At 40.3% G+C, this 21283-nt stretch carries 13 protein-coding genes; 4 read left to right on the top strand and 9 right to left on the bottom strand.

The features are described from left to right. Positions 1–13 precede the first annotated feature (13 nt). Together O0V13_RS07145 and rlmN are read right to left on the bottom strand one after the other, a co-directional pair. Positions 14–2689 carry a TonB-dependent receptor plug domain-containing protein gene (locus O0V13_RS07145; RefSeq protein ID WP_268034290.1) on the bottom strand — a complete coding sequence of 892 codons (2676 nt, stop codon included), beginning with the start codon at positions 2687–2689 and terminating at the stop codon, positions 14–16. Positions 2690–2757: 68 nt separating this feature from the next. Next, a complete protein-coding gene (rlmN, locus tag O0V13_RS07140; RefSeq protein WP_268034289.1) occupies positions 2758–3822 on the bottom strand; it encodes a 23S rRNA (adenine(2503)-C(2))-methyltransferase RlmN in 1065 nt (354 codons plus the stop codon). 152 nt (positions 3823–3974) lie between these two features. Here rlmN and aroQ point away from each other — a divergent pair, with 152 nt between their 5' ends. The 4 genes from aroQ (at position 3975) to rnhA (ending at position 6662) form a co-directional block, all read left to right on the top strand. Continuing rightward, the gene (gene aroQ, locus O0V13_RS07135; protein ID WP_268034288.1) at positions 3975–4388 is read left to right on the top strand and encodes a type II 3-dehydroquinate dehydratase; all 414 of its coding nucleotides are present in this window, start codon (positions 3975–3977) and stop codon (positions 4386–4388) included. A 10-nt stretch (positions 4389–4398) separates the two neighbouring features. Then, positions 4399–5454, top strand: coding sequence for an aminotransferase class V-fold PLP-dependent enzyme (locus tag O0V13_RS07130; protein ID WP_268034287.1), 1056 nt, complete (start codon positions 4399–4401; stop codon positions 5452–5454). 142 nt (positions 5455–5596) lie between these two features. Then, the gene (locus O0V13_RS07125) at positions 5597–6178 is read left to right on the top strand and encodes a MarC family protein (protein WP_268034286.1); all 582 of its coding nucleotides are present in this window, start codon (positions 5597–5599) and stop codon (positions 6176–6178) included. A 31-nt stretch (positions 6179–6209) separates the two neighbouring features. Then, entirely contained in the window at positions 6210–6662 is a 453-nt protein-coding gene (rnhA, locus tag O0V13_RS07120) for a ribonuclease HI (RefSeq protein WP_268034285.1), read from the top strand. Positions 6663–6677: 15 nt separating this feature from the next. Here the strand turns inward: rnhA and O0V13_RS07115 are convergent, their stop codons facing one another. The 7 genes from O0V13_RS07115 to O0V13_RS07085 form a co-directional block, all read right to left on the bottom strand. Beyond that, a complete protein-coding gene (locus tag O0V13_RS07115; protein WP_268034284.1) occupies positions 6678–8051 on the bottom strand; it encodes a glycoside hydrolase family 28 protein in 1374 nt (457 codons plus the stop codon). A gap of 137 nt (positions 8052–8188) precedes the next feature. Continuing rightward, the gene (locus O0V13_RS07110; protein WP_268034283.1) at positions 8189–9310 is read right to left on the bottom strand and encodes a sugar phosphate isomerase/epimerase family protein; all 1122 of its coding nucleotides are present in this window, start codon (positions 9308–9310) and stop codon (positions 8189–8191) included. A gap of 49 nt (positions 9311–9359) precedes the next feature. Further along, positions 9360–10703 carry a vanadium-dependent haloperoxidase gene (locus tag O0V13_RS07105; RefSeq protein ID WP_268034282.1) on the bottom strand — a complete coding sequence of 448 codons (1344 nt, stop codon included), beginning with the start codon at positions 10701–10703 and terminating at the stop codon, positions 9360–9362. A gap of 126 nt (positions 10704–10829) precedes the next feature. Next, positions 10830–14132: a VCBS repeat-containing protein gene (locus tag O0V13_RS07100; protein ID WP_268034281.1), complete on the bottom strand. Its 3303-nt coding sequence runs from the start codon at positions 14130–14132 to the stop codon at positions 10830–10832. Then, positions 14095–17406, bottom strand: a complete 3312-nt coding sequence (locus O0V13_RS07095; RefSeq protein WP_268034280.1) for a VCBS repeat-containing protein — start codon at positions 17404–17406, stop codon at positions 14095–14097. Before O0V13_RS07095 ends, O0V13_RS07100 begins: the two co-directional genes overlap by 38 nt. Next, positions 17403–17966: a hypothetical protein gene (locus O0V13_RS07090; RefSeq protein WP_268034279.1), complete on the bottom strand. Its 564-nt coding sequence runs from the start codon at positions 17964–17966 to the stop codon at positions 17403–17405. The genes O0V13_RS07095 and O0V13_RS07090 overlap by 4 nt, the downstream gene beginning before the upstream one ends. Further along, positions 17953–21231: a VCBS repeat-containing protein gene (locus tag O0V13_RS07085; RefSeq protein ID WP_268034278.1), complete on the bottom strand. Its 3279-nt coding sequence runs from the start codon at positions 21229–21231 to the stop codon at positions 17953–17955. Before O0V13_RS07085 ends, O0V13_RS07090 begins: the two co-directional genes overlap by 14 nt. Positions 21232–21283: the final 52 nt, after the last annotated feature.

Below are 21283 nucleotides of genomic sequence, written 5' to 3'. Positions count from 1 at the left end.
AACAAAACAAGTCTTAATTCAAAATCTGGCTAAATCTTGCCAATCTTCCTTGCGAGTCAATTCCCTCAATCACTATCCTCTGCCTTTTTGAAATATCAGTATTGTAATACTCGATGGTAGCATTTCCTCTTCCGTCTATATCCAAAATAGGCATCCAAAATATAGTGGCTCGCTTGTCAGAAATAGAATTCTCAGCTGTTTTTTCAGCATAGTTTGGTTGATAGAATTCCTTTGCAATGGAATATCCACCATAGTTTGTCACTAAAGTTCCTCCTACACTTGAGGTCACACCGGCACCAGTTTTGGTATAAACTGCGATAACACCATTCGCTCCTTCAGCGCCAAAAATTGCTGCTTTCGCTGGGTCTTTAAAGACATCCACACTTGCTACATCATGCGGATTAACTTGAAGTAGCGTGTTTGCATCGACAGGGATATTGTCCAAAAGGTAAAGCGGTGAGGTTCCAGCATTGATCGATCCCACTCCTCTGATTTGGACATTGACGTCAGTTCCTGCCACATATACTTTCACTCCGGCAACTCTGCCCTGAATCAGTTGAAAGACATTGGTATAGCCCACAGAACCCGGGATTTTTTCAGGATCAATTGTTACATCTCCTGATCCGTAGATTTTTCGGATTTCATCAGTTTCTTTTTCTATGGTCTGATCCTCTACTACTACCTCTTCCAAGTCCATGATATCTGATTCATCACTAAGACGGTTCATTAGATTTCTTTCTTGATATGTGGCGATGAGGTCTTTTGGCCATTTAATTTCAATTGGGTAGTTACCCGGTATGGATGTGAAGACAGCCTCAGGTTGGACTATTTCCACATCCACAAAGTTTTTGAGGCGAGTATCTTCTGCCGTGATTGTGACTGTGGCGCTATCGAGGTACTGAAGGTCTCGAATGATAAAGCGGCCATTTGGACCGTATTCTGAATTGACTATCTCAATTCCATCTCCAACCAAAGCAGTTACTTTTCCACCTCCCATTCCCTTTTTGGTGTCTTCTTGGTCTGAGATTTGACCTTCTATATTGATGCCTCGCTCGATAAAGTTTTCAACTTTTGGAAGCTCATTATCTAAAATCTGGCTCCAATTGAATCTTCTCCACCCATGGGTCAACATCACTAAATCCAATGACTCCAAAGTCTCAGGTTCTTGATCCTTGAAATAGTAGCCTGGATTATAAACATTTCCTTGAAGATCCGAAGTCAGTAGGAGATTAGAAAGGATGGTCCCGTATCCATTGCTTTCATCTTCCACCTGATCAGCATCTAGGACTGCTATTGAAAAACTTCCTGGAGCTGGACTTCCTGCTAATGCTGATTTTATATCTAATGAGATCTTTTCTCTTGGACTAAACGATGCGCTTGTCGATGCAGTCAAAGTCAATTCCTGAGTTTCTTTTCTTATGAAAACAAGCCTTTCTAAGAGAGGCTTTCCGTCCTGAGTCATGACTGTAATCTGATTGATCCCAGAAATGAGATTTTCTTTGGGAATTCTTACTCCCCAAACTCCATTGGTCAAAGAGCCTTGAATCATATAATTGATGATTCCACGAGTTTGACTTGCCAAAATCAACGAATTTGGCTCATAGGTGCCCTGAACGAATGCCGTCAAATAACTGGCTACTGGATTATTGACGACTTGTAGGACAAGTCCGTCTACTTGAGCGCCAGGTAAGGAGATTTCTCTCTTCTGACCAGTTATTGGGTCTTCAATCTGTGATTTGTAGTAAGATTCAGATGGAGTGATTTCAAATTTACCCAAACCCGCAAAATTGCTCTTAAAAGCAATTTCAGTCCCTATTATTTTTCCATTGATTTCTATAGGAATCCCATCCGGAGCAACGGCACGAAATGCCATGTTTGATTTCTTGTTCAAGACCCAATTTCCTCCTTCAGGTAAAAACTGGATATCAGCCAAATTCAAACTATATGGTAGTCTGATTTTTTGTGATGTTTCATAGTTCTCATTTTCCAGGTGGGTCAGTTCCAAGTGTTGGGATTCAAAAGCTTTCTCAGGAATAGAAAATGAGAAATTGGCTAGGCCTTGAGCATTCAGGCTTAAGTCTTGAGAATGAAGTTCTTCACCATCTCCCCAAGCTATTAAACTGAGTGTTTTGTTTGCTAATGGGTTTCCTATTTGGTCTACGGCAGTGATTTCAAGTGTGTAGGTTGCTTTACCCGAATTACTTTCTATTTTTTGAATTTGAACTTTTGGTAGAAAGCTACCACCAGCTCCGTCTACCACTGAAAATCCACCTGTGAAGAAATATTCTTCACCAAAATTCCTCATCCAAGCAGTATAAGCTTTGATTTGGTAATTCCCGGCTTTTCCAAAAGTTGGAATATCGTAGTTGCCTTTGCCGCGTCCATTTTCTAGGTAGATGATTTTTTGCTCGAGTAATACCCCATCCCCATCAAAAATATCCACATACAAGGTTTGGCTCAGTGGAGATGGAATCTGGCTACTCCCAGCCACTAAGAATGCACTAAACCAAACACTCTCACCCAATGTGTATGTGTGTTTGTCAAGATCCAAATAAGCTTTTTCCGGAGGTGTATCTTTCTGATAAGCTTCAAAATATTGTTGGATCTTTTGAGGAAGATCTTGAGCTGAAACTGAGAAAGAATTCAAAAAAAGAGCGAGAATGAATCCCGTAAAAAATCGACTATTCATAAAAAGAGAATTGATTACTCTTGTAAGAAAACCAATTCCATATGAAGTCGCAAGTGAAAATATCTTAATTATTTAGTGAGATCACCGACCTCATTCTTATTTGCCAATTGACCGCATGCGGCGTCAATATCTTGTCCTCTGGATTTTCTTACTTTAGCGATGATACCCTGTGATTCCAAGACTCTTACATACATATCCACTGCCTCTTGACTTGCTTGGCGAAACTCACCTTCATCAATTGGGTTGTATTGGATGATATTGACCTTAGAAGGGATCAATTTGCAGAATTTAGCCAATGCTAGCGCATGTCTTTCGTCGTCATTGACTCCATCCCAGATCACATATTCATAAGTGACTTTTCGTTTCGTCTTTTGGTACCAATATTTCAATGACTCACCAAGCTCCTCCAGTGGGCTTTTGTCGTTGATGGGCATCAGGCGAGATCGGGTCTCGTTGATTGCAGAATGAAGAGAAATGGCAAGATTGAATTTGACTTCATCATCGGCCATTTTCTTGATCATTTTCGGAATTCCGACGGTTGAAAGAGTGATTCTACGAGCAGCCATTCCCAATCCATCTGGAGAAGTGATTTTATCAATGGCTTCAATCACATTGTTGTAATTCAACAAAGGTTCACCCATACCCATAAAGACGATATTGGTCAAAGGTCTCTGGAAATAGGTGTCAGCCTCTTCTTTAATTGCCACGACCTGATCGTAAATCTCATCGGGATTCAGGTTTCTCATTCTTTTCAATCGTGCCGTCGCACAAAAATTACAATCCAAGCTACAGCCTACCTGAGAAGAAACACAGGCAGTGATTCTTTTGGAAGTGGGGATCAAAACAGACTCCACGATTTTTTCATCATAGAGTTTGACAGCATTTTTAATAGTGCCATCGCTGGAGTGCTGCATCAAATCCACGTGGATGTGATTGATGGAAAAATGAGTTTTGAGCATTTCTCTTGTAGAAAGTGAGATGTTGCTCATGTCGTCGAAATTCTTCAGAGACTTGTTCCAAAGCCATTCGTAAACCTGCTTGGCACGGAATTTTTTTTCTCCCTGTAAAAGGAAAAACTCTTCCAACTCACTCAAACTGAGTTTTCTGATATCTCTTTTTTGAATTTCTTCCATGCTGCAAAGCTACGAAGTCCCGAGCAAAAACTCTCTTTCCAGGAGAGATTGAAAAATAAATACGACGGTAGGGCTCCAATAAAACTGAAAATCTGCTTTGACTTTTTAACTTTGAACTTGAATTCTTTATTTCTCTCAAACCAAAGAAAATTTTGAAAATTCAGTTTATAAATGGTCCCAATCTCAACCTTCTTGGAAAAAGAGAGCCGGATGTGTACGGGAATACTTCGTTTGAAGAATATTTGGAGAGCTTGAAAAAGCTATTTCCTGAGGTCGAAATCCACTATTACCAAAGTAATGTAGAAGGAGAGCTGATCAATAAAATTCATGAGGTAGGATTTACATTTGATGCCATTTTGCTCAATGCGGGAGGCTATACCCATACTTCCGTAGCAATTTCGGATGCGATCGCAGGAGTAACTACCCCTGTTTTGGAAGTACATATCTCCAATATTTACAAAAGGGAAGAGTTTCGCCACAAGAGCATCATTTCCAAATCCTGTATTGGGATGATTTCAGGTTTGGGCCTGAAAGGATATGAATTGGGAATTCGCTATTTTCTTTAATCAAAACACTATGATCACATTTGCAGCCGGACCATCTAAAGTCTATGATGCGTTGCCAACCTACTTGCAGGATGCCTGCGATGAAGGAATATTGAGTGCTAATCACCGCAGTGCGAAGTTTATGAATCTTTATCAGGAAACTGAGCAATTGATGCGTGAGAAATTGCACATGCCTGAAGATTATAAATTGCTTTTTACCTCATCTGCTACCGAAAATTGGGAAATTATCACCCAGTCCATCGTGGAGAAAGCGAGCTTTCATATTTATTCAGGTTCCTTCGGGAAAAAGTGGATCACATTTGCTTCACACCTCAATCCGGGAACCGGAGGATTGAAGCTCGAAGCCAATCAGACCATTGATGTTCCCAATCTCGAAATAGGAGAAGAGTTTGATGTGATTGGAATTACTCAGAATGAAACTTCCAATGCTTCTCAAGTTCGAATGGAATACTTGGAAGAAATCCGTGAGAAATTCCCTGAAAAACTCATTGCTGTTGATACCACTTCCAGCATGGCAGGAATCAACTTGAAGTTCGAATTGGCGGATATTTGGTATGCGTCCGTTCAAAAATGCTTTGGGTTACCTGCTGGCTTGGGGATTTTGATTCTTTCTCCAAAAGCTATCGAGCAAACCGTAAGAAAAGGGGAAAGAGGTAGATATAACAGTCTCAACTTTATCTTGGAAAATGCAGAAGGATTCCAGACACATTATACGCCAAATGTGCTAGGAATTTATTTGATGAATCGGGTGCTTCAGGATATTCCTGAGATTCAGTTTATCGATGAGAGATTGAGAGAAAGAATGCTCAAGCTGGAGACTTGCATCGCTCAAACCAAAGCCTTCAAAATGCTAGTGGATAATGAGAAAGCAAGAAGTACCACCGTCATGGGTGTAAGTGGTTCGGAGGAGATGATTTCTGCTGTGAAAAAAGAAGCTGAAAAGCATGGAATGCAACTGGGAAGTGGATATGGTCCATTGAAACCAACCTCTTTCCGAATCGCCAATTTCCCGGCAATTACCGATGCGGAAATGGATAAGTTGATTGGTTTTCTATCAGCTTACTGATTGAATTTTCAATATTGATTTAGAACCCTTTGGAAATCCATCCAAAGGGCTTTTTTCTTTATGAATAAAAATTTTTCATTTTTCACAATTTCCTAAAGTTTAAGTGCTAGAAAGCAAATATTATTTGGCGTAGCTTTGCGTCATGATCGACTTCAAACAAATCCTTTCTGTGTCTTTGATCCTATTTTCGGTGATCGATATTTTGGGATCTATACCGATTATTATCAACCTTCGAAAGAAGGCCGGACACATCCAATCCGAGAAAGCTACCTTGGCCGCGGGGTTGTTGATGATTTTGTTTTTGCTTGGGGGGAAATCGATTCTTGGATTGTTTGGGATCGGAGTGGAAGACTTTGCTATCGCTGGTGCCTTGATCATTTTTGCCTTAGGTGCTGAAATGATTTTGGGAATCGAGATTTTTAAACCAGATCCAGATGCAACATCTGGAGCTTCTATCGTTCCGATTGCCTTTCCTTTGATTGCTGGGGCAGGAACATTGACTACGATTTTGACCTTGAAAGCTGAATTTGCCCAAGTAAATATCGCGATCGGGATAGTCTTGAATTTGATTTTTGTCTACGCAGTATTGAAAAGCACGACTTGGTTGGAAAGAAAGCTTGGAAAGACTGGGTTGGATGTTTTGAGAAGGATTTTCGGGATTATTTTGCTTTCCATCGCAGTCAAAATCTTCAAATCGAATGCTTTCCCAATGGACATTGTTTAAGCGTCCGAATTAAAATTCCTTTCTTTGTGCCATGATTACCATTTATACCGATGGAGCCGCCAAAGGCAATCCCGGACCAGGAGGATATGGGGCTGTTTTAAAATTTGGGAAACACCGAAAGGAGCTTTCTGAGGGCTACCGTCTCACCACCAATAATCGCATGGAATTACTTGCTGTGATCAGAGCTCTTCAGGCTTTGAATACAGATGAGTTTCCGGTGACGGTTTATTCTGATAGTAAATATGTCGTTGATGCGATAGAGAAAGGCTGGCTCTGGGGTTGGCAAAAAAAGAGATTCAAGGACAAGAAAAATCCAGATCTTTGGCTTCGGTATATTCCGCTTCACTTGAAATACAAACCCAAATTCGTTTGGGTGAAAGGACATGCAGGAAACCCTGAAAATGAGCGCTGCGACCAATTAGCAGTCGCAGCGGCAGAAGGTTTTGATCTCAAAGTGGATCAGGGTTATGAAGATTTAAAATAAGGAAAGTGTTATGGGTTATTCTTGAATTTTAAACCCATTGACATTTTCATGGATTAGTTTATCTCCCCGCAAAGAATCGTATTTGACATTGGTAAGTTGGACGTTTTCCACGGGTAACTCTGGATCGGCCAAGATTCTGGAAACAAACTCAATATTTCCAGCTTTTACATTATCCAAATAAATGTTTTTGATTGGGGTCAGTCTCCTTTCATAGGTTGGTACCAAGTCTCGCCATTGATAAAGTACATCTGTCTCGATCCCTAAGATACCTAAGTCAATCTTGCCAGAATTGATATTTTTCATGTAGATGTTTGAGACCTGCCCACCTCTTCTTTCATTAGTTTTGATGAAAAGGAGGTGATTCAATTTTGCGCCTTCTTGTACTGCGCAATTTTCCATGTATACATTTTCAACCCCTCCTGAAAGTTCACTGCCGATCGCAAGGAGTTGGTGTCCATTCTTGATAAGACAGTCTCGGATTACCAGGTTTTTGGTTGGAGTATTGAGTCGCCAAGCATCTTGATTTCTTCCTGATTTAACAGCGATAGCATCATCGCCCTGATCAAAGATGCAATCTTCTATGAGAATGTTTTGACTCATTTCTGGATCTACTCCGTCATTGTTGTGTCCATGGGCAAAGACTTTGACACCGCGAATAATGATGTCTTTGGAGAGAAAAGGATGGATCACCCAAAATGGACTATTGGTGATGGTAACTCCTTCCAAAAGCACATTTTTGCATCGGTTGAACTGGATAAATTGAGGCCTGAAATTAGCCTTATTTCCCACCATTTGTCTGTCTTGTACGGGGACATTCTCTGAAGCCATTGTGTACAATTTTTTCAAAGCTTGCATATGAGCTTCTGGTCTTTCAAACCAAACTTCCCAAACGTCCATTTTGGCTTTCAATTCCCCTTCACCTGTTATCGCTACATTTTCACATTCGAAAGCATAGATTAAAGGAGAATAATTGAAACACTCCATGCCTTCCCAAGTACTCTGTACTGCTGGTAAATAGTCTTCAGGATTACTGGAAAAGAGCAAAGTGGCACCTTTTTCCAGATGAAGATTGACATTGCTTTTGAAATGAATTTTTCCTGTTGGCCATTCTCCAGCTGGAATGATAACCGTTCCTCCTCCTTGGGAGTTTGCCTGTGAAATCGCGGATGCAATAGCTTTGGAAGTAGCTTCTTGATCATTGGGATCAGCTCCAAATTCTTGAATATTAAACTGCTCTAATTCTGAAAAATCTGGATAGGAGATAGGAGGCATTTCAAATGGAGCATCAACTTCAATCTGTTTGATTTTTATGCTTCCAGTTTGATTTGAACAGGAATAAAAAGAAATGATTACTAATGAGCTTAGGAGGACTCTAATGGAATATTTCATGAATTCGGATTTATTCAACTAGACTATTTAGTCTTTTTCAAATTAGAAACTATCCTTCTCTTTCTTGATGAATATTCGCAAATCCTTGAAAAAATAGCCAGAAACCACCTGGAAAATACGGTTTCTGGCTTATTAAATTATAAGTCCTCCATTGTCACAGCTGGAATAGCTTTTCGATCCATCTGCTTCAAAGGTTGATATTCATTTTGAGGATAGGTCCAGCCTTCATCTCCCAATTCATAGAGAAGAGGAGCAAGATTTTGAACAGCAGCTTTACAGCCTTGCACAATAGTTCCAATTTTACCGGTTTGCTTTGATAGGATAGCCTCATTCTCAATTTCAAAAGGACCTAAGAAGCCTTTTTCTTTCAAAATATTCACAAAAGCTCTCCAATCTAAACTGTCTCCCAGCCCGAATCCTGGTAAAGTTGCTTCATAATGATGGCGGTCCCAAGGATTGCTGCTGAAAGGAATTCCTGCTTTCGAAGCCCAATTTGCGGGGATTTCATGCATAGGATACATATTCCCCCAAAATGGATCCGGATTGTTTCGGGTAGACTTCACATGGATTCGCTTTAGCCGACTCATATCTGTGTTTTTGATTACCTCTACTGGATCGGTATGCTGCCAAATGTCGTGGGATGGATCATAGATTTCTCCATGGTTTTTGGACGGAATAAGCTGATACATCAGTTTTCTCGCTGCCAATACTCCGGGAAGATTGTTGAAAGTGCTGAAATGACCGGAGCTTCTCCATCCTTCCATTGGACAATTTTCATACAGGACTGTAACTCCTAAGTCAGCCGCATAATTGATGATTGGGGTGAAAATCCGCTGATATTCCAGCAAGTTTTTTTCAAAACCACCTTCCTGATTTCCCAATTCATGATTGTAGCCGACGAAGGTCCCTACTTTGACATCATTTTCATCACCCCCCAAGTAATAGGCCATTTGAATCAATCGAAGTAGGTGATTTTGGTTTTTGATTCTTTGACCCGGATCACCACCTATTAAATTGTCAAAAGCACCAATTGAAAGGCGTAATTCCGCTCCATTAAATTGATCAATCAAGGCTTTTGCCTGTTCAGTCCCAAAGTTTTCATAATCAAGATGGGTAGCTACGAAATCATCTCGGGTACCATCTTTTCGGAAAACACAGAGGTCCAATCCCTGCACATCGATTTCCTTCGCCTTTTCTATGGTTTGATCCAAGTTCAGCTGATCAAAAGCTGAAGTCATGATCCAAATCGGATTTGACATTTAATAATGAGTTTTGGTTAAAAAAAACAGCCCTTTCGGGCTGCTTAAATTACTTGTTTTCTGCTAAATTTTTTGTTTCGGGGCTGATTCTTGACCAAATCAGCTCACCAACTTGTCTGCCTTGCCATACACCTTCGTCTATGGCAGGCATGTAGTGGATACCTCCATAAAATCTAGAAATTGCTGCTTCAGAAGAAGCTTCTAAAAAGGAATTATACTCCCTAATTGGAAGTCCATAATTCACTTCAGAGCTATCCACAAAGTGGAAATTGTCGCCATAGATCTGGGTCAAAGTAAATGCAGCTGCTGTGGAAGCCACACTATGTCCACTGGTATGCTCAGGGAATGGAGGAGTCTGCAAGACAGGAACCCATTCCTCATCTATATTTTGATTAATGTAGGTCTCAGGGCGAACCAATTTACTTCTATACTTTTCATCCCAACAAGCGACAAATGCGTCATGAAGTGAAATCCCTGTCATTGCAAATGCTTCAGCGGTTTTTTTCCAGTCTGCATTCGCAGCTTTGGAAGCAATCGCAGCAATACTCATCCAATGTCCACCTGGTGTAATCTTTTTCTCTGCAAACATCACATGCCCTTTTACATTCATTTTGTAAGGATTGCAATCCCAGAACATCGCGATATCCAATTCCTCTTTGTCTGCATTGATCACAGCTTCATAAACAGCCTTCGCCTCCTTATAGAAGTCCGAATTGGGATCAGTGGAGTATGGAGGAGGTGGTGAAACCTTGAATTGAGCAGCAGAATCGATCACAAAGGTTCTAATCTTGTTCCAGTGCGGCTCAATACCTTCCATATAAGCTGGAGGAGTTGGTTCCCAAGTACCAGGTTGACCTGTTACGGTATATTTTGGAAATGAGCGACTTTGGTGATAATTATCTTTAGAGGAATAAGCCTTCACAGCATCAGCGACTTGCTCTCCGAAAGCAATTGAAGCCTCAAACACGTCTTCAGGAATCCCTTTTTCTTTTAATTCTTCGAAAACCTTGTCTCTCTGAGCAGTGACCATATCTTCAGAAAAGATCAGTGCTGTACCCATTTTGTAATAGGCTGCCAAAGAAGCCAATGGAGGATAGACATTTTCGGGAACAGTGAAATTCACAGGTTCGGAACCATTTAATTGTCCCAAAAGAGAACTATAGGCTGGATCAGTGGCAGCGGCCACTTCGTAAGCTGCTAGGGAAGAATAGGAATAAATCCGTGCTGCTACTGGAGGAGAGAAAATATCATGTATGATGACCTCGGTGATTCGATTTTGTGCTTCACTGAGGTACTGTCCGTCGGTTATCGCTTGACTGTAATCCACTGGCTTTTGACATGCAAAAGCGAGAAGAAGTGTTCCTGCAACTAGCAGTTGTTTTAATCTAAGCATTGGGTAAGTGTCTTGTTTGGAACCTTAAATTTACTGAATAGTGTCGGGAGACTCAAGGAGTATTTCAATCCTGCGTCAGGTTTAGCCAAAAGTATGTTAAAATACCTCGCTGACAAATGATTATTGTCAATTTTCAGAATGACTCAATTGATAGGTAGAGTCATTGCTGGTGATCCCCAATAAGTAGCCTGAGCTTCCATTCTTGATTTTCATTATCCTTCTTATTTCTAATTGATTAGGAATTTTTAAATCGATAGGAACTTCCTGCCAAGAACCATTTTTCCATTTGAATCTTGTAAGAGAATTGGCATTGGTTTTTCCTAGATCGACTCTAAAACCGGAGAAGTTTCCGCCTAGCCACAGCTCTTTGGTTTTTTCGTCCCAATGAATTGCTTCTATAGGACTCAATTGGGCTTTCCAGTGGAATGCAGAAAATTGAAAGCTTCTATCGGTTTGTTGAAAATAGACTCCTGATCTCAATTCAAATGCTTTTTTCTCATCCATTTGGCTTAAAGACTCCTGTCCAAATAGAGATTCCGGACCGGAAATTTTTGAGTAATCCCCATAAGAACCATGAAGTTTTTTAAGGCTTGGGATTTGCTTGATCAAATCATCTCTTGTGGCAAAAGGAACCAACAGATCTCCCATGGAATGGAAAATCAAAGGATCTGCTTGTCCATTGGAATCAAAATCATGATGGAATAATACGACCGGCTTTTCCTTCGATGCTTTGAGTTTTGAGTTTAGTCCCAAATTCCCAGTCACTAAATCCAAAAGTCCATCTCCATTGATATCGGCAACTTCCAAAGAATTAATCCATCCCGAGGAATACTCCAATCCATTTGTGAAAATCTCTTTCAAAGATTCATTTTCCAGTTGGAAAATGCGAACTTTTGTCCAATGTGCAGCAACAATTAATTCCTCCTTTCCATTACCTGTCAAGTCAGTCCATTTCGCATCTTTGACCATTCCCAAGTTTTGGTTTTCACCGAGCCATTTTTCTGATTCATCCTTGAATTGTCCTTTCCCATTGTTGATCAAAATATGACTTTTAGGACTGGCACCATAATCCCCTGAAATGGATGAACTGCCCAAGAAAATATCTTTAAATCCATCCTGATTGATATCTTGGACGGCAACGACAGAGGTATTTTGTCCAATAGGCGGGAGTGAATTGGGCGAAAACTGAAAATGCCCCAGACCATCGCCGAAAAGCACTCTGTCAAATAAAAAGAGATTTCCTGTTTCGAATTCGTTTCCGCCACTACCTACGTAAAGGTCCAAATTTCCATCTCCATTCCAATCTTCGAAAACAGCTACAACATCTTCTGCTTTTGCTAATTGCTGAAAAATGGGATTAGGAACTTTTTTAAATGAGCCATCTGGGCTTTGAAGAAAAAATGCTCCAGCCTGATCTTTAGCTCCTCCCAGATAGACATCTGTCAACCCATCTCCATTGATATCATTTGTAGCCACTGCAGGACCTTCCATGCCGAAAGACCTTGGAATTAAGTATTCCTTTTTGGTCTCATCTAGGTCTAAATTTTCCTGATGTTTCCAAGCAATTGGAGACTTGGCTTTTGCTAAAATTGGGTTTGGAAGTAAATTCACAGAACTTCCAGCTCCCTTAATCAAGGTGTAAGTTTGGTTGATCTCTAAGTCTTTGAAATCTTCCAATTTGCCATCAGGCCATCTGACCTGAGCATTGACTTTTGCATTGATTTTCCCTAATCCAAAAACCAATTCAGTAGAGGTTCCAGACTGGAATCCACGGGAAGTACTCAGTAATTGCCTGAAGGTCTTTTCCCCATCAATAATCTTGACTTCAGCTCCTAAGCCAAATGGATTTTGGCCAGCACTTTTCAATTGTATTTTGATGAAAGAATTGCCAGTTTTTTCTGAATGATTTTGATAGAGGAATGCCGGTTGGTTGAGGTTGTTAATGATCAGGTCCAAGTCTCCATCATTATCCAAATCCGCATAGGTGCTTCCGTTGGAATAGGAAATCTGATCCAATCCCCAAGTTTTTCCGTTTTCCTGAAATCTCAGCAAATCTGTATTTCTGAAGACATAATTAGGCAATTGGACGGATGGGAGCATCGCGATTTGACGCTCGCGAAGTTCATCAAAACTCATGTTTCCATGCGCATCTTGAGAATATTGGATGAAGTCCAAATCATTTGGCCTTTTCACAATTCCATTCGTGACATGGATATCTTTTTTGCCATCATTGTCCATATCAAAAATGAGTGGAGACCAGCTCCAGTCAGAGGCAAAAATTCCTGAATACAGGCCAATTTCACTGAATTCTCCATTCCCTAAATTGAGTTGCAGGTGATTTCTAACATATTGATCATTATAGCCAAATTGCTTTTTGATCGTGTAGACTTCCGCCTTGTCTTCACCCACTGATTTCATCCAGATTTCAGGGTTTTCTGGTAGCATATCTGTTGTGAAAATTTCAGGAAATCCATCGCCATTGATATCGGCTGCATCATTTCCCATGGAATAGCGGGAAGTGTTTGAAATCAAATCTTGGAGAGATTCCCGAAAAGTCCCATTCTGATTATTTAGATAGAGGTAATCGTTTTCGGTAAAGTCATTGGAAACATAAATATCCAACCAGCCATCTCCGTTGAAATCCTCAATGTTAACTCCCAAGCCAAATCCCAAAATGCTGGAATAGACACCAGCTTCCTCTGTAACATCAATAAAACCTCTTTCGCCTTGAGCTGCTTGATTTTGGAGAAGCTTGTCTCCTCCCGAATCTGGAATCGATCGATTTTCGGACTTGGTGAAAACCTCTGGGGATTTCACTCCATGATTCAAGAGATAAAGGTCCAAATCTCCGTCTCTATCGTAATCAAAGAATGCGGCATGGGTTCCAAAGCCTTCAAATGCAACTCCATATTGATCCGCCAAATCGATGAATGTTAGGTCTCCCTGGTTGATAAAAAGTCTGTTTTTCCCTTTGAAATCTTTATAACCTCCAAGCTGACTTACATAAATATCGAGTAACCCGTCGCCATTGACATCAGCCATGGTAACACCATTGGACCAGCTACCATCATCGGGAATACCTGCGGATTCTGAAATGTCCTTGAATTGAAAGTTCCCCTGATTAAGGTAAAGTTTGTCGGCTACTTGATTACCTGAGAAATATAGATCCACTAAGCCATCATTGTTGATGTCTCCTGCTGCTACACCACCTCCGTTGTAGAAATAGAGGTATTCTAGAATATTCAAATCATCAGTGGAAACCAAAGTGTTTTCAAATTGAATCCCTGATTTTTCGGAAAGAATTAATTCGAAAAGTGTTGGTTCCGCTACTTTTTCTTCACAGCTGAATTGAATGACCAGAACGAATACGGAAATGATGAAATAGATTGATTTATTTCTTTTCATACTTCCAGATTTCTGCTTGGTCATTGTTTTTAACGAAAAGGATCTCAGAATTCCCGAGTGGAGAAATAGCTCTGATTTCCCCATCTAGTTTCAAGTGGTTTTGTGAATTTGGAGAGAAAGTAAAGCTGCCGTCTCCATTTCCCAAAAGCACTTCTCCATAGCTTGCATCAGATTTTCCGATCTCAGGTTTTACTCCTGTAAGGTTTCCTCCAAGAATCAAGTCGATCTTCCCGTCTTCATTGAAATCACCAGCAGTCGTGGCAAAAATCCAGGACCTCTGCGCCATCCTTGGGAATGAAATCCATTCAAATTTCCCATTTCCTTGATTCATCAAAACTCCCGATTCCAAATGATTTACCTCATTGATCATTGACTTGGAAATGATAGCTGGATCAAAAATCTGGTCTAGCGATTGGTTGTTATAGTTCGAGTAGCGAATGTATTTCTTTCTGATTCCCGGGATCTGTTTTTCCAGCTCATGCTTCAGAGTAAATGGAATCTGGACATCATTTTCAGTGGTGGTGAAAATTTGTTCAATTGAACCGTTCTGGTCAAAATCATTCAAATACATCCTGACTGAAGAACCGTTTTTTGCTTTGAATCGAGAGTTCAATCCCTGATTTCCCAAAATCAAATCTGGAAGGCCATTGCCGTCCAAATCCGCCGAAGTAACCGTTCTATACCAGCCTTTATACTGGTTCATCTCTGGTATTTCGATTTTCTCCAATTTACCTCCGATATTCCTAAAGAAAGTAGGAGCCATCCAGTCACCGACCAAGACCAAATCATCTTTTCCATCACCATCCCAATCGAAGACCTCCAAAGCGGTTACCATTCCGATCTCTTTTAATCCAGGTGCTAACTCTGCTGTTTGGTTGGAGAAATTGCCTTTTCCATCATTAATCCATAGCTGAGAAGAAGCAGATAGGCCATAGGCAAACGGAACTAATCTCTCTCCAATGACTAAATCCAAAGAACCATCACCATTCAGGTCAATTGTCTTTGCAGATGAACTACTTCCTCTTATTGATTGCAGTCCTGATTGGGTAGCTTTTGAAAAATTTCCCTTTCCGTCATTGAAATACAATCTGTCCGCTAGATCCAGAGCATTTAATGGAGATTCATTTCCTCCAGAAGTGACTAATAAGTCGAGGGTTCCATTCCCGTTAGCATCGAAAAACAAGGCATCTGAATCTTCCGAAAGAGCATCTGCTTCCAAAGCTGGCTGATTAGATTTTTGGTATTTCCCTGAAAGAGTTCCAATGAAAAGCTGAGAAGCAATTCCTTTTGAGCCTCCAAAGAATAAATCTTCAATTCCATCCCCATTGACATCTCCCTTGGCAAATGCTGGTCCTTCTGTTGAGAACATGTGATAAAGCAATCGGTCTCTGTCAAAGTCTACAAATGCATTTTCCTCATGCTTGAAATCTAGGTTTTGGTTGTTTTCTTTTTCGAAAACTACTGACCCGATCACTGAAGTCTTGAGTTTTGCTTTAATTCCCAATTCCGCCTCATCCCACTTCAAAACCAGAAGTTGATTGGTAGGGACATTCTCCAAATGGGTGATGGCTCCGTCTGGCCAAGTCACCTGTATTTCGTCAAGGCTAGAAGTATTTCCCAGTCCCAAGGTCAATTTTGGATCGACGGAGGATTGGAAGCCACGGTTTGGCATTTGCTCCAAATAATAGATGTCTTCGCCTGCGTAAACCGTAATCTGTGTCCCGATTGCTTCCGTATTTTTCCCTTTTCCTATTAGCTGGAATTGGATACTGTGATTTTCTGGAAAAAATGATTTGCTGTCATTTTTATATATCTGAGCAGTTCGGTTGATATTATTAATGACCAGGTCTAAGGTTCCGTCATTGTCCAAATCGCCGTAAGCTGCACCATTGGAGTGGATAGCACCGCCCAAACCCCATTGGTTTGTCATATTTTCAAAACTCAGATCCCCCAAGTTTTTATAGGCATAATTAGGCACAGGATTGACTGGAATAGGATCAATCAGGGCTTTGTAATCCACTCCTTCTTGGGAGATGATTTTGATTTTAGTCTCCTCATCATCGATGAAGTTGAGGTAGTCTAAATCGGTGATATCCTGATAGATTCCATTGGCAACAAATAGATCCCGCTTTCCATCATTGTCCATGTCAAAAATTAAGGCTCCCCAACTCCAGTCAGTTGCCTCTACATTGGCTAATCTGCCCATTTCGCTAAATGTGCCATCACCATTGTTAATGTGAAGCATGTTTCTGGAAAATTGATAGTGGTATCCGTGAGTTTTGTTGAACTGAAACTTGTCCCAATTCTCAAAAGTCGTCACCTGCTTTAGTCGAGTTTGTGGCTCGGGAAGCATGTCTGTGACGAAGATATCCAACAAGCCATCCCCATTGATATCCGCGATATCAGCTCCCATGGATGCCGCAGAAATGGATCGCATGGATGATTCTAGAGATTCAGTGAAAGTCCCGTCTTGGTTATTGATGTAGAGATAATCCTTCTCAAAAAAGTCATTGGAAATGAAAATATCCGGCCATGTATCCTGATTGACGTCTCCAATGGTGATTCCCAATCCAAAACCGATGATAGACCCAAAAATACCGGCTTCTTCACTGACATCTGTGAATTTGTCCCCATCATTTCTATAAAGCTTATCACCCCCGACAGGATCTCTATTAGGGCGCTCATTTTGCATTTTGTTGAAGCTGCCGATGGCTTGATAGCTATTGTTTAGCAAATAGACATCCAAATCTCCATCCTTGTCATAATCAAAGAAAACAGCATGGGTAGAATAGCCTTGGTCAGCTAGTCCATATTCTTGAGCTTTCTCTTCGAAAGTCCCATCACCTTGATTGATGAAAAGTTCATTTTGCTTATTGTCTCCGGAAATATCGCCCGAATTACACACGTAAATATCCAACAACCCATCTCCGTTGATGTCAGCCATAGCTACTCCAGTACTCCAAGCACTGTTACCTCCGACGCCGGCTTGCTCAGTCACATCTTCAAACTGAAAATCTCCTTTGTTTAAGTAGAGTTTGTTTTGGGTGAGATTGGCAGTGAAATAAATATCTAAAAGTCCGTCATTATTGACATCTCCCAAAGCTACACCACCACCATTGTAATAATTTCTGTAAGTGAAAATGTTGAAGTTTTCATCGAAAGAAAGGTCATTACTAAAAGTGACTCCAGAACTCTCAGGGTTTATTTCTTTAAATAGGGTAGGTGCTTCAGGCTTTTCTTCTTTTTTACAAGAAAGCAAAATCAAAATCCCTGATAATATGAATAACGATTTTCTCATGAGGGATTTTCTTCTATTTGTTTTTGAATTCTAAGGTCCACGATTTCCGCCCTTACGACTGAAATACTTTTTTTGAAAACTCTGATTCTTCGATTTCCATCCACTTTCACAAAGGCTATCAGGCTTTTGTCTTCATTGCTGACTTCGAAAAATCCAGGGCCATACCAGCTCTCAAATAATACAACCACGTCTTCCCGGAGTTTCTCCACTGCTAGCTCATCATTTAATGGGGACCAGCCTTCGTAGCTGAATTCCATAGGCATAAAGTAAAGCCCGTCATTTTCAAATTTTGGATAAAATCGCATATAAGCCGGATTACCTGATGGCATTTCTGCCTTGTATTCTACAGAGAGTTCGGTAGGTCCATTGTTTAATATTCCTTCTTTGTTAAGATCCCAGCAAGTCGTATAAAAATCCTTTTTAGTCATTCCCAACTCGAGTCCCAAAAACAATTCATTGGAAACTTTTCCTGAAGCTAATTCTTCCTTTTCCACTTTTTCATAGTGGCTTTGGCAGCTTGCAAAAAGCAGTACAATGAATAGTAAACTAGTTAATCTCATAATTAATGGGTTGATTGTTATTTCTCAAGAAGATCAAATTATTTGTTGATCCGGAGTTTAAAATTTGAATATCCCTTATTTCTCCTGGAATAAATAGCCCGCTTTCTTCTGGAAGTAATACTTTCCAAGAATCAGGATTTTGATTGATTTCCAAGATCCAGCCATAACTTCCCAAATTTGTTCCAAATTCCGGCTTGATTCTGGTTTGATTCCCTCCAAAGGCCAAATATGGCTTTCCAGAATTGTTTTGAAAAGAACGAATGGAATAGATAGGAGATTGCTGGATTTCCATAGGAAGCAATCTGCTTTCAAATTTCCCATTTCCTATATTTTTCCAAAATACTGAAGCCAAAATATCTACTTCTAAGATGAGGGATTTGGAAAGCAATTCATTTGAAAATAAGTCTTCCAAATTTTTGTTTTGGTAGTCAGCATATTTGACCAATTGCTTTCTGAGAGCTGGAATTTGACGAAGCAAACTGTTTTTCATCACCCAAGGATTGGATTTACTTCCATCGTATTGGGTTAAGATCGGATCAAGACTTCCATTTTGATCAAAGTCATTGATATACATTCTAAGTTTGCTCTTAGTATTACTTTCCAATCGAGTATTCAAACCCATATTTCCAGCTATGATGTCTAAATGGCCATCACCATCGAAGTCTTCCACCAAAATGGAATTCCACAGACCTTTAGTTTCAGAGAAGCCGAATTCTTGAGTTTTGTTGATTAGCTTTTTATCAGAAATGGTAAAAACCTGAATGGGATCCCATTCCCCGGCAGTAATCAATTCAGCTTTTCCATCTCCGTCCAAATCGCCTAAGGTTCCTGCAGTAAATCTTCCAGAAATCTCTTTAGAATTTTGCGGAATAAGGGTAAAATTCCCTCTTCCGTCATTTTCCCATATGGTAATAGTCGCAGGAGCTCCGTAGGAGAAAGGATGTGCCCTTTCACCCATGATCAGGTCCTGATCTCCATCCGAATCAATATCCAGGTTCAATAAAAATCCAGTAGGCGTGGAAGAAAACACCTGCTGGGATTTGTTCAGATTACCCAGTCCATCATTGAGGTACAATCTGTCTTTATATAGAGGGCTGTTTTCTCCAAACTCAATACTTCCGCTACCCACCAATAGATCCAGAGTTCCATCTCCATTTGCATCAAAGAACAAAGCAGAGACATCTTCAGGAATTGAGTCTAATGCAAATAAATCATTCTGAATTGACTTGAAATTACCTGAGGCTTCCTGAACCCAAAGAGAACTTGATTTGCCTTTTGCCCCGGGGATGAAAATATCCTCTAGACCATCTCCATTGATATCACCTTTTGCTGCCTTTGGGCCTTCATTACTAATCGACCAAAAGCGAAGTCGATCCCTGTCAAAATCGACAAATTCACTTTCTTTGTGGGAAAAGGAAATTGGACTTTTTAACTCTTTTAGAAGTGGATTTTTTACTCCACTGATATCTGGAGAAATGAAATGATCTTTCTGAGGTTTTATAATTTGATTAGCCTGTACTCCTTCGAAAAGACTGATTTTCCCATCTGGCCAAGTGATTTTTACCTGATCAATAATTTCAGATTTTCCTATTCCAAAATGAATCCGTGGATCCACAGATGACATGTAGCCTTTGACTGGTTGATACTCTTGGGAAAGACTATTTCCCTCGATTTCCAGTTCTACTTTGGCTCCAAATTCATTCCCCAAGTCTAGTATCAGATAGTTGCCGGTTTGGTTTTCTCTGCTTTGGTTTTTATAAATAAAAGCTGGTCCATTGAGGTTGTTGACTATCAGGTCCAAATCACCATCATTGTCTAAATCCCCATAAGCAGCCCCTGTGCTAAAAGTCAATTGATCCAAGCCAACCGAAGCAGCTTGGTTTTCAAAGTGCCAATAGCCCAAATTTTTGAACCAATAATTCTGAAGAGGATTGGAAGGGAACTCGTCGATCATTTTGCTGATCAAAACCGAGTCAGCTTTGAATTTTTGGACTTGCTCCTGATTGTTAACATAGAAATCTACAAAATCGAAATCAGTCAAATCCTTAACGATACCGTTCGCAACGAATACATCCTTTTTTCCATCTAAATCCGCGTCAAAAATCAATGCCCCCCAGCTCCAATCCGTTGCTTCCATTCCTGTCAACCTGGAAACCTCTGAAAACACCGGAGTGTTGGTGCCGGGCTCTTTTCCCAAATTCCTTTGTAGGGTGTTTCGGGTGAATTGTCGATGGTATCCTGCCTTTTGGTTGGCTTGAAATTTATCCCATTCCTCAAATGGAGTTTTGGTTTTGACCCGAGCCAAATTTTCAGGAAGCATTTCTGTCACGAAAATATCCGGTCTCCCATCGTTATCCAGATCTGCAATGTCTGCTCCCATAGATCCCATACTAATTTCGGGAATGGACTTGGTCAAAACTTCTTCAAATGTTCCGTCCTGTCTGTTCAGATAGAGATAATCCCTTTCAAAAAAATCATTGGAAACATACAAATCTGGCCAGTTATCATCATTCAGATCGGCAACAGTCACACCCAATCCATAGCCAATGGCACTTCCATAAATTCCTGCTTCTTTGCTGATGTCAGTGAAGGTATTTCCATCATTTCTAAAAAGTTTGTTTCCTCCATCAGGATCTCTGATTTCTCTTTGACCGGCCCTCAGATCGAAGATTCCCACAGATCTTCCTGAATTACTGAGAAGATAAAGGTCTAGGTCACCGTCTTTGTCAAAATCAAAGAACACGGCATGTTGGGAAAGACCTGTTTCAGCTAGATTATATTCTTTGGATTGTTCAGTAAAGGTTAGATCACCATTGTTGATGAATAATTCATTATGTCTTTTTTCTCCTCCTGGAGGGCCTGATTTGCAGACATAAATATCCAAAAGCCCATCTTTGTTAATGTCTGCCATGCTGACTCCTGTGGACCATATATCAGAAGTTTCAAGGCCTGCCTCAGCTGTAATGTCTTTGAATGTAAAATTTCCCTGATTGAGGTAAAGCTTATTGGAGGTTTGATTTCCAGAAAAGAAAATATCGATCAAACCGTCTTGGTTGATATCACCCAAAGCAACTCCGGCTCCATTGTAGAAGTTTCTGAAAGTATAGGGATTGACAGCTTCTGTATAGGAAAGTTGATTTTTGAAATCTATTCCCGTTTGCTCAGAAGATAATAGTTGAAAAAGGGTAGGGGAGCTTTCTTCCTGATTTTTACAGGAAATAAGAATCAATAATAAGAATGGCAGTATGGATTGCCTCAAGCTCATGTTTTATATAAAAAAGGAAGTGCACAAAAGTACACTTCCTTTCACTTTAACT

The organism is Algoriphagus sp. PAP.12, assembly GCF_026652115.1.
Taxonomy (GTDB): Bacteria; Bacteroidota; Bacteroidia; order Cytophagales; family Cyclobacteriaceae; genus Algoriphagus.
Note: the sequence above shows the minus strand (reverse complement) of the source record. Positions and strands in the feature narration are given on the sequence as shown.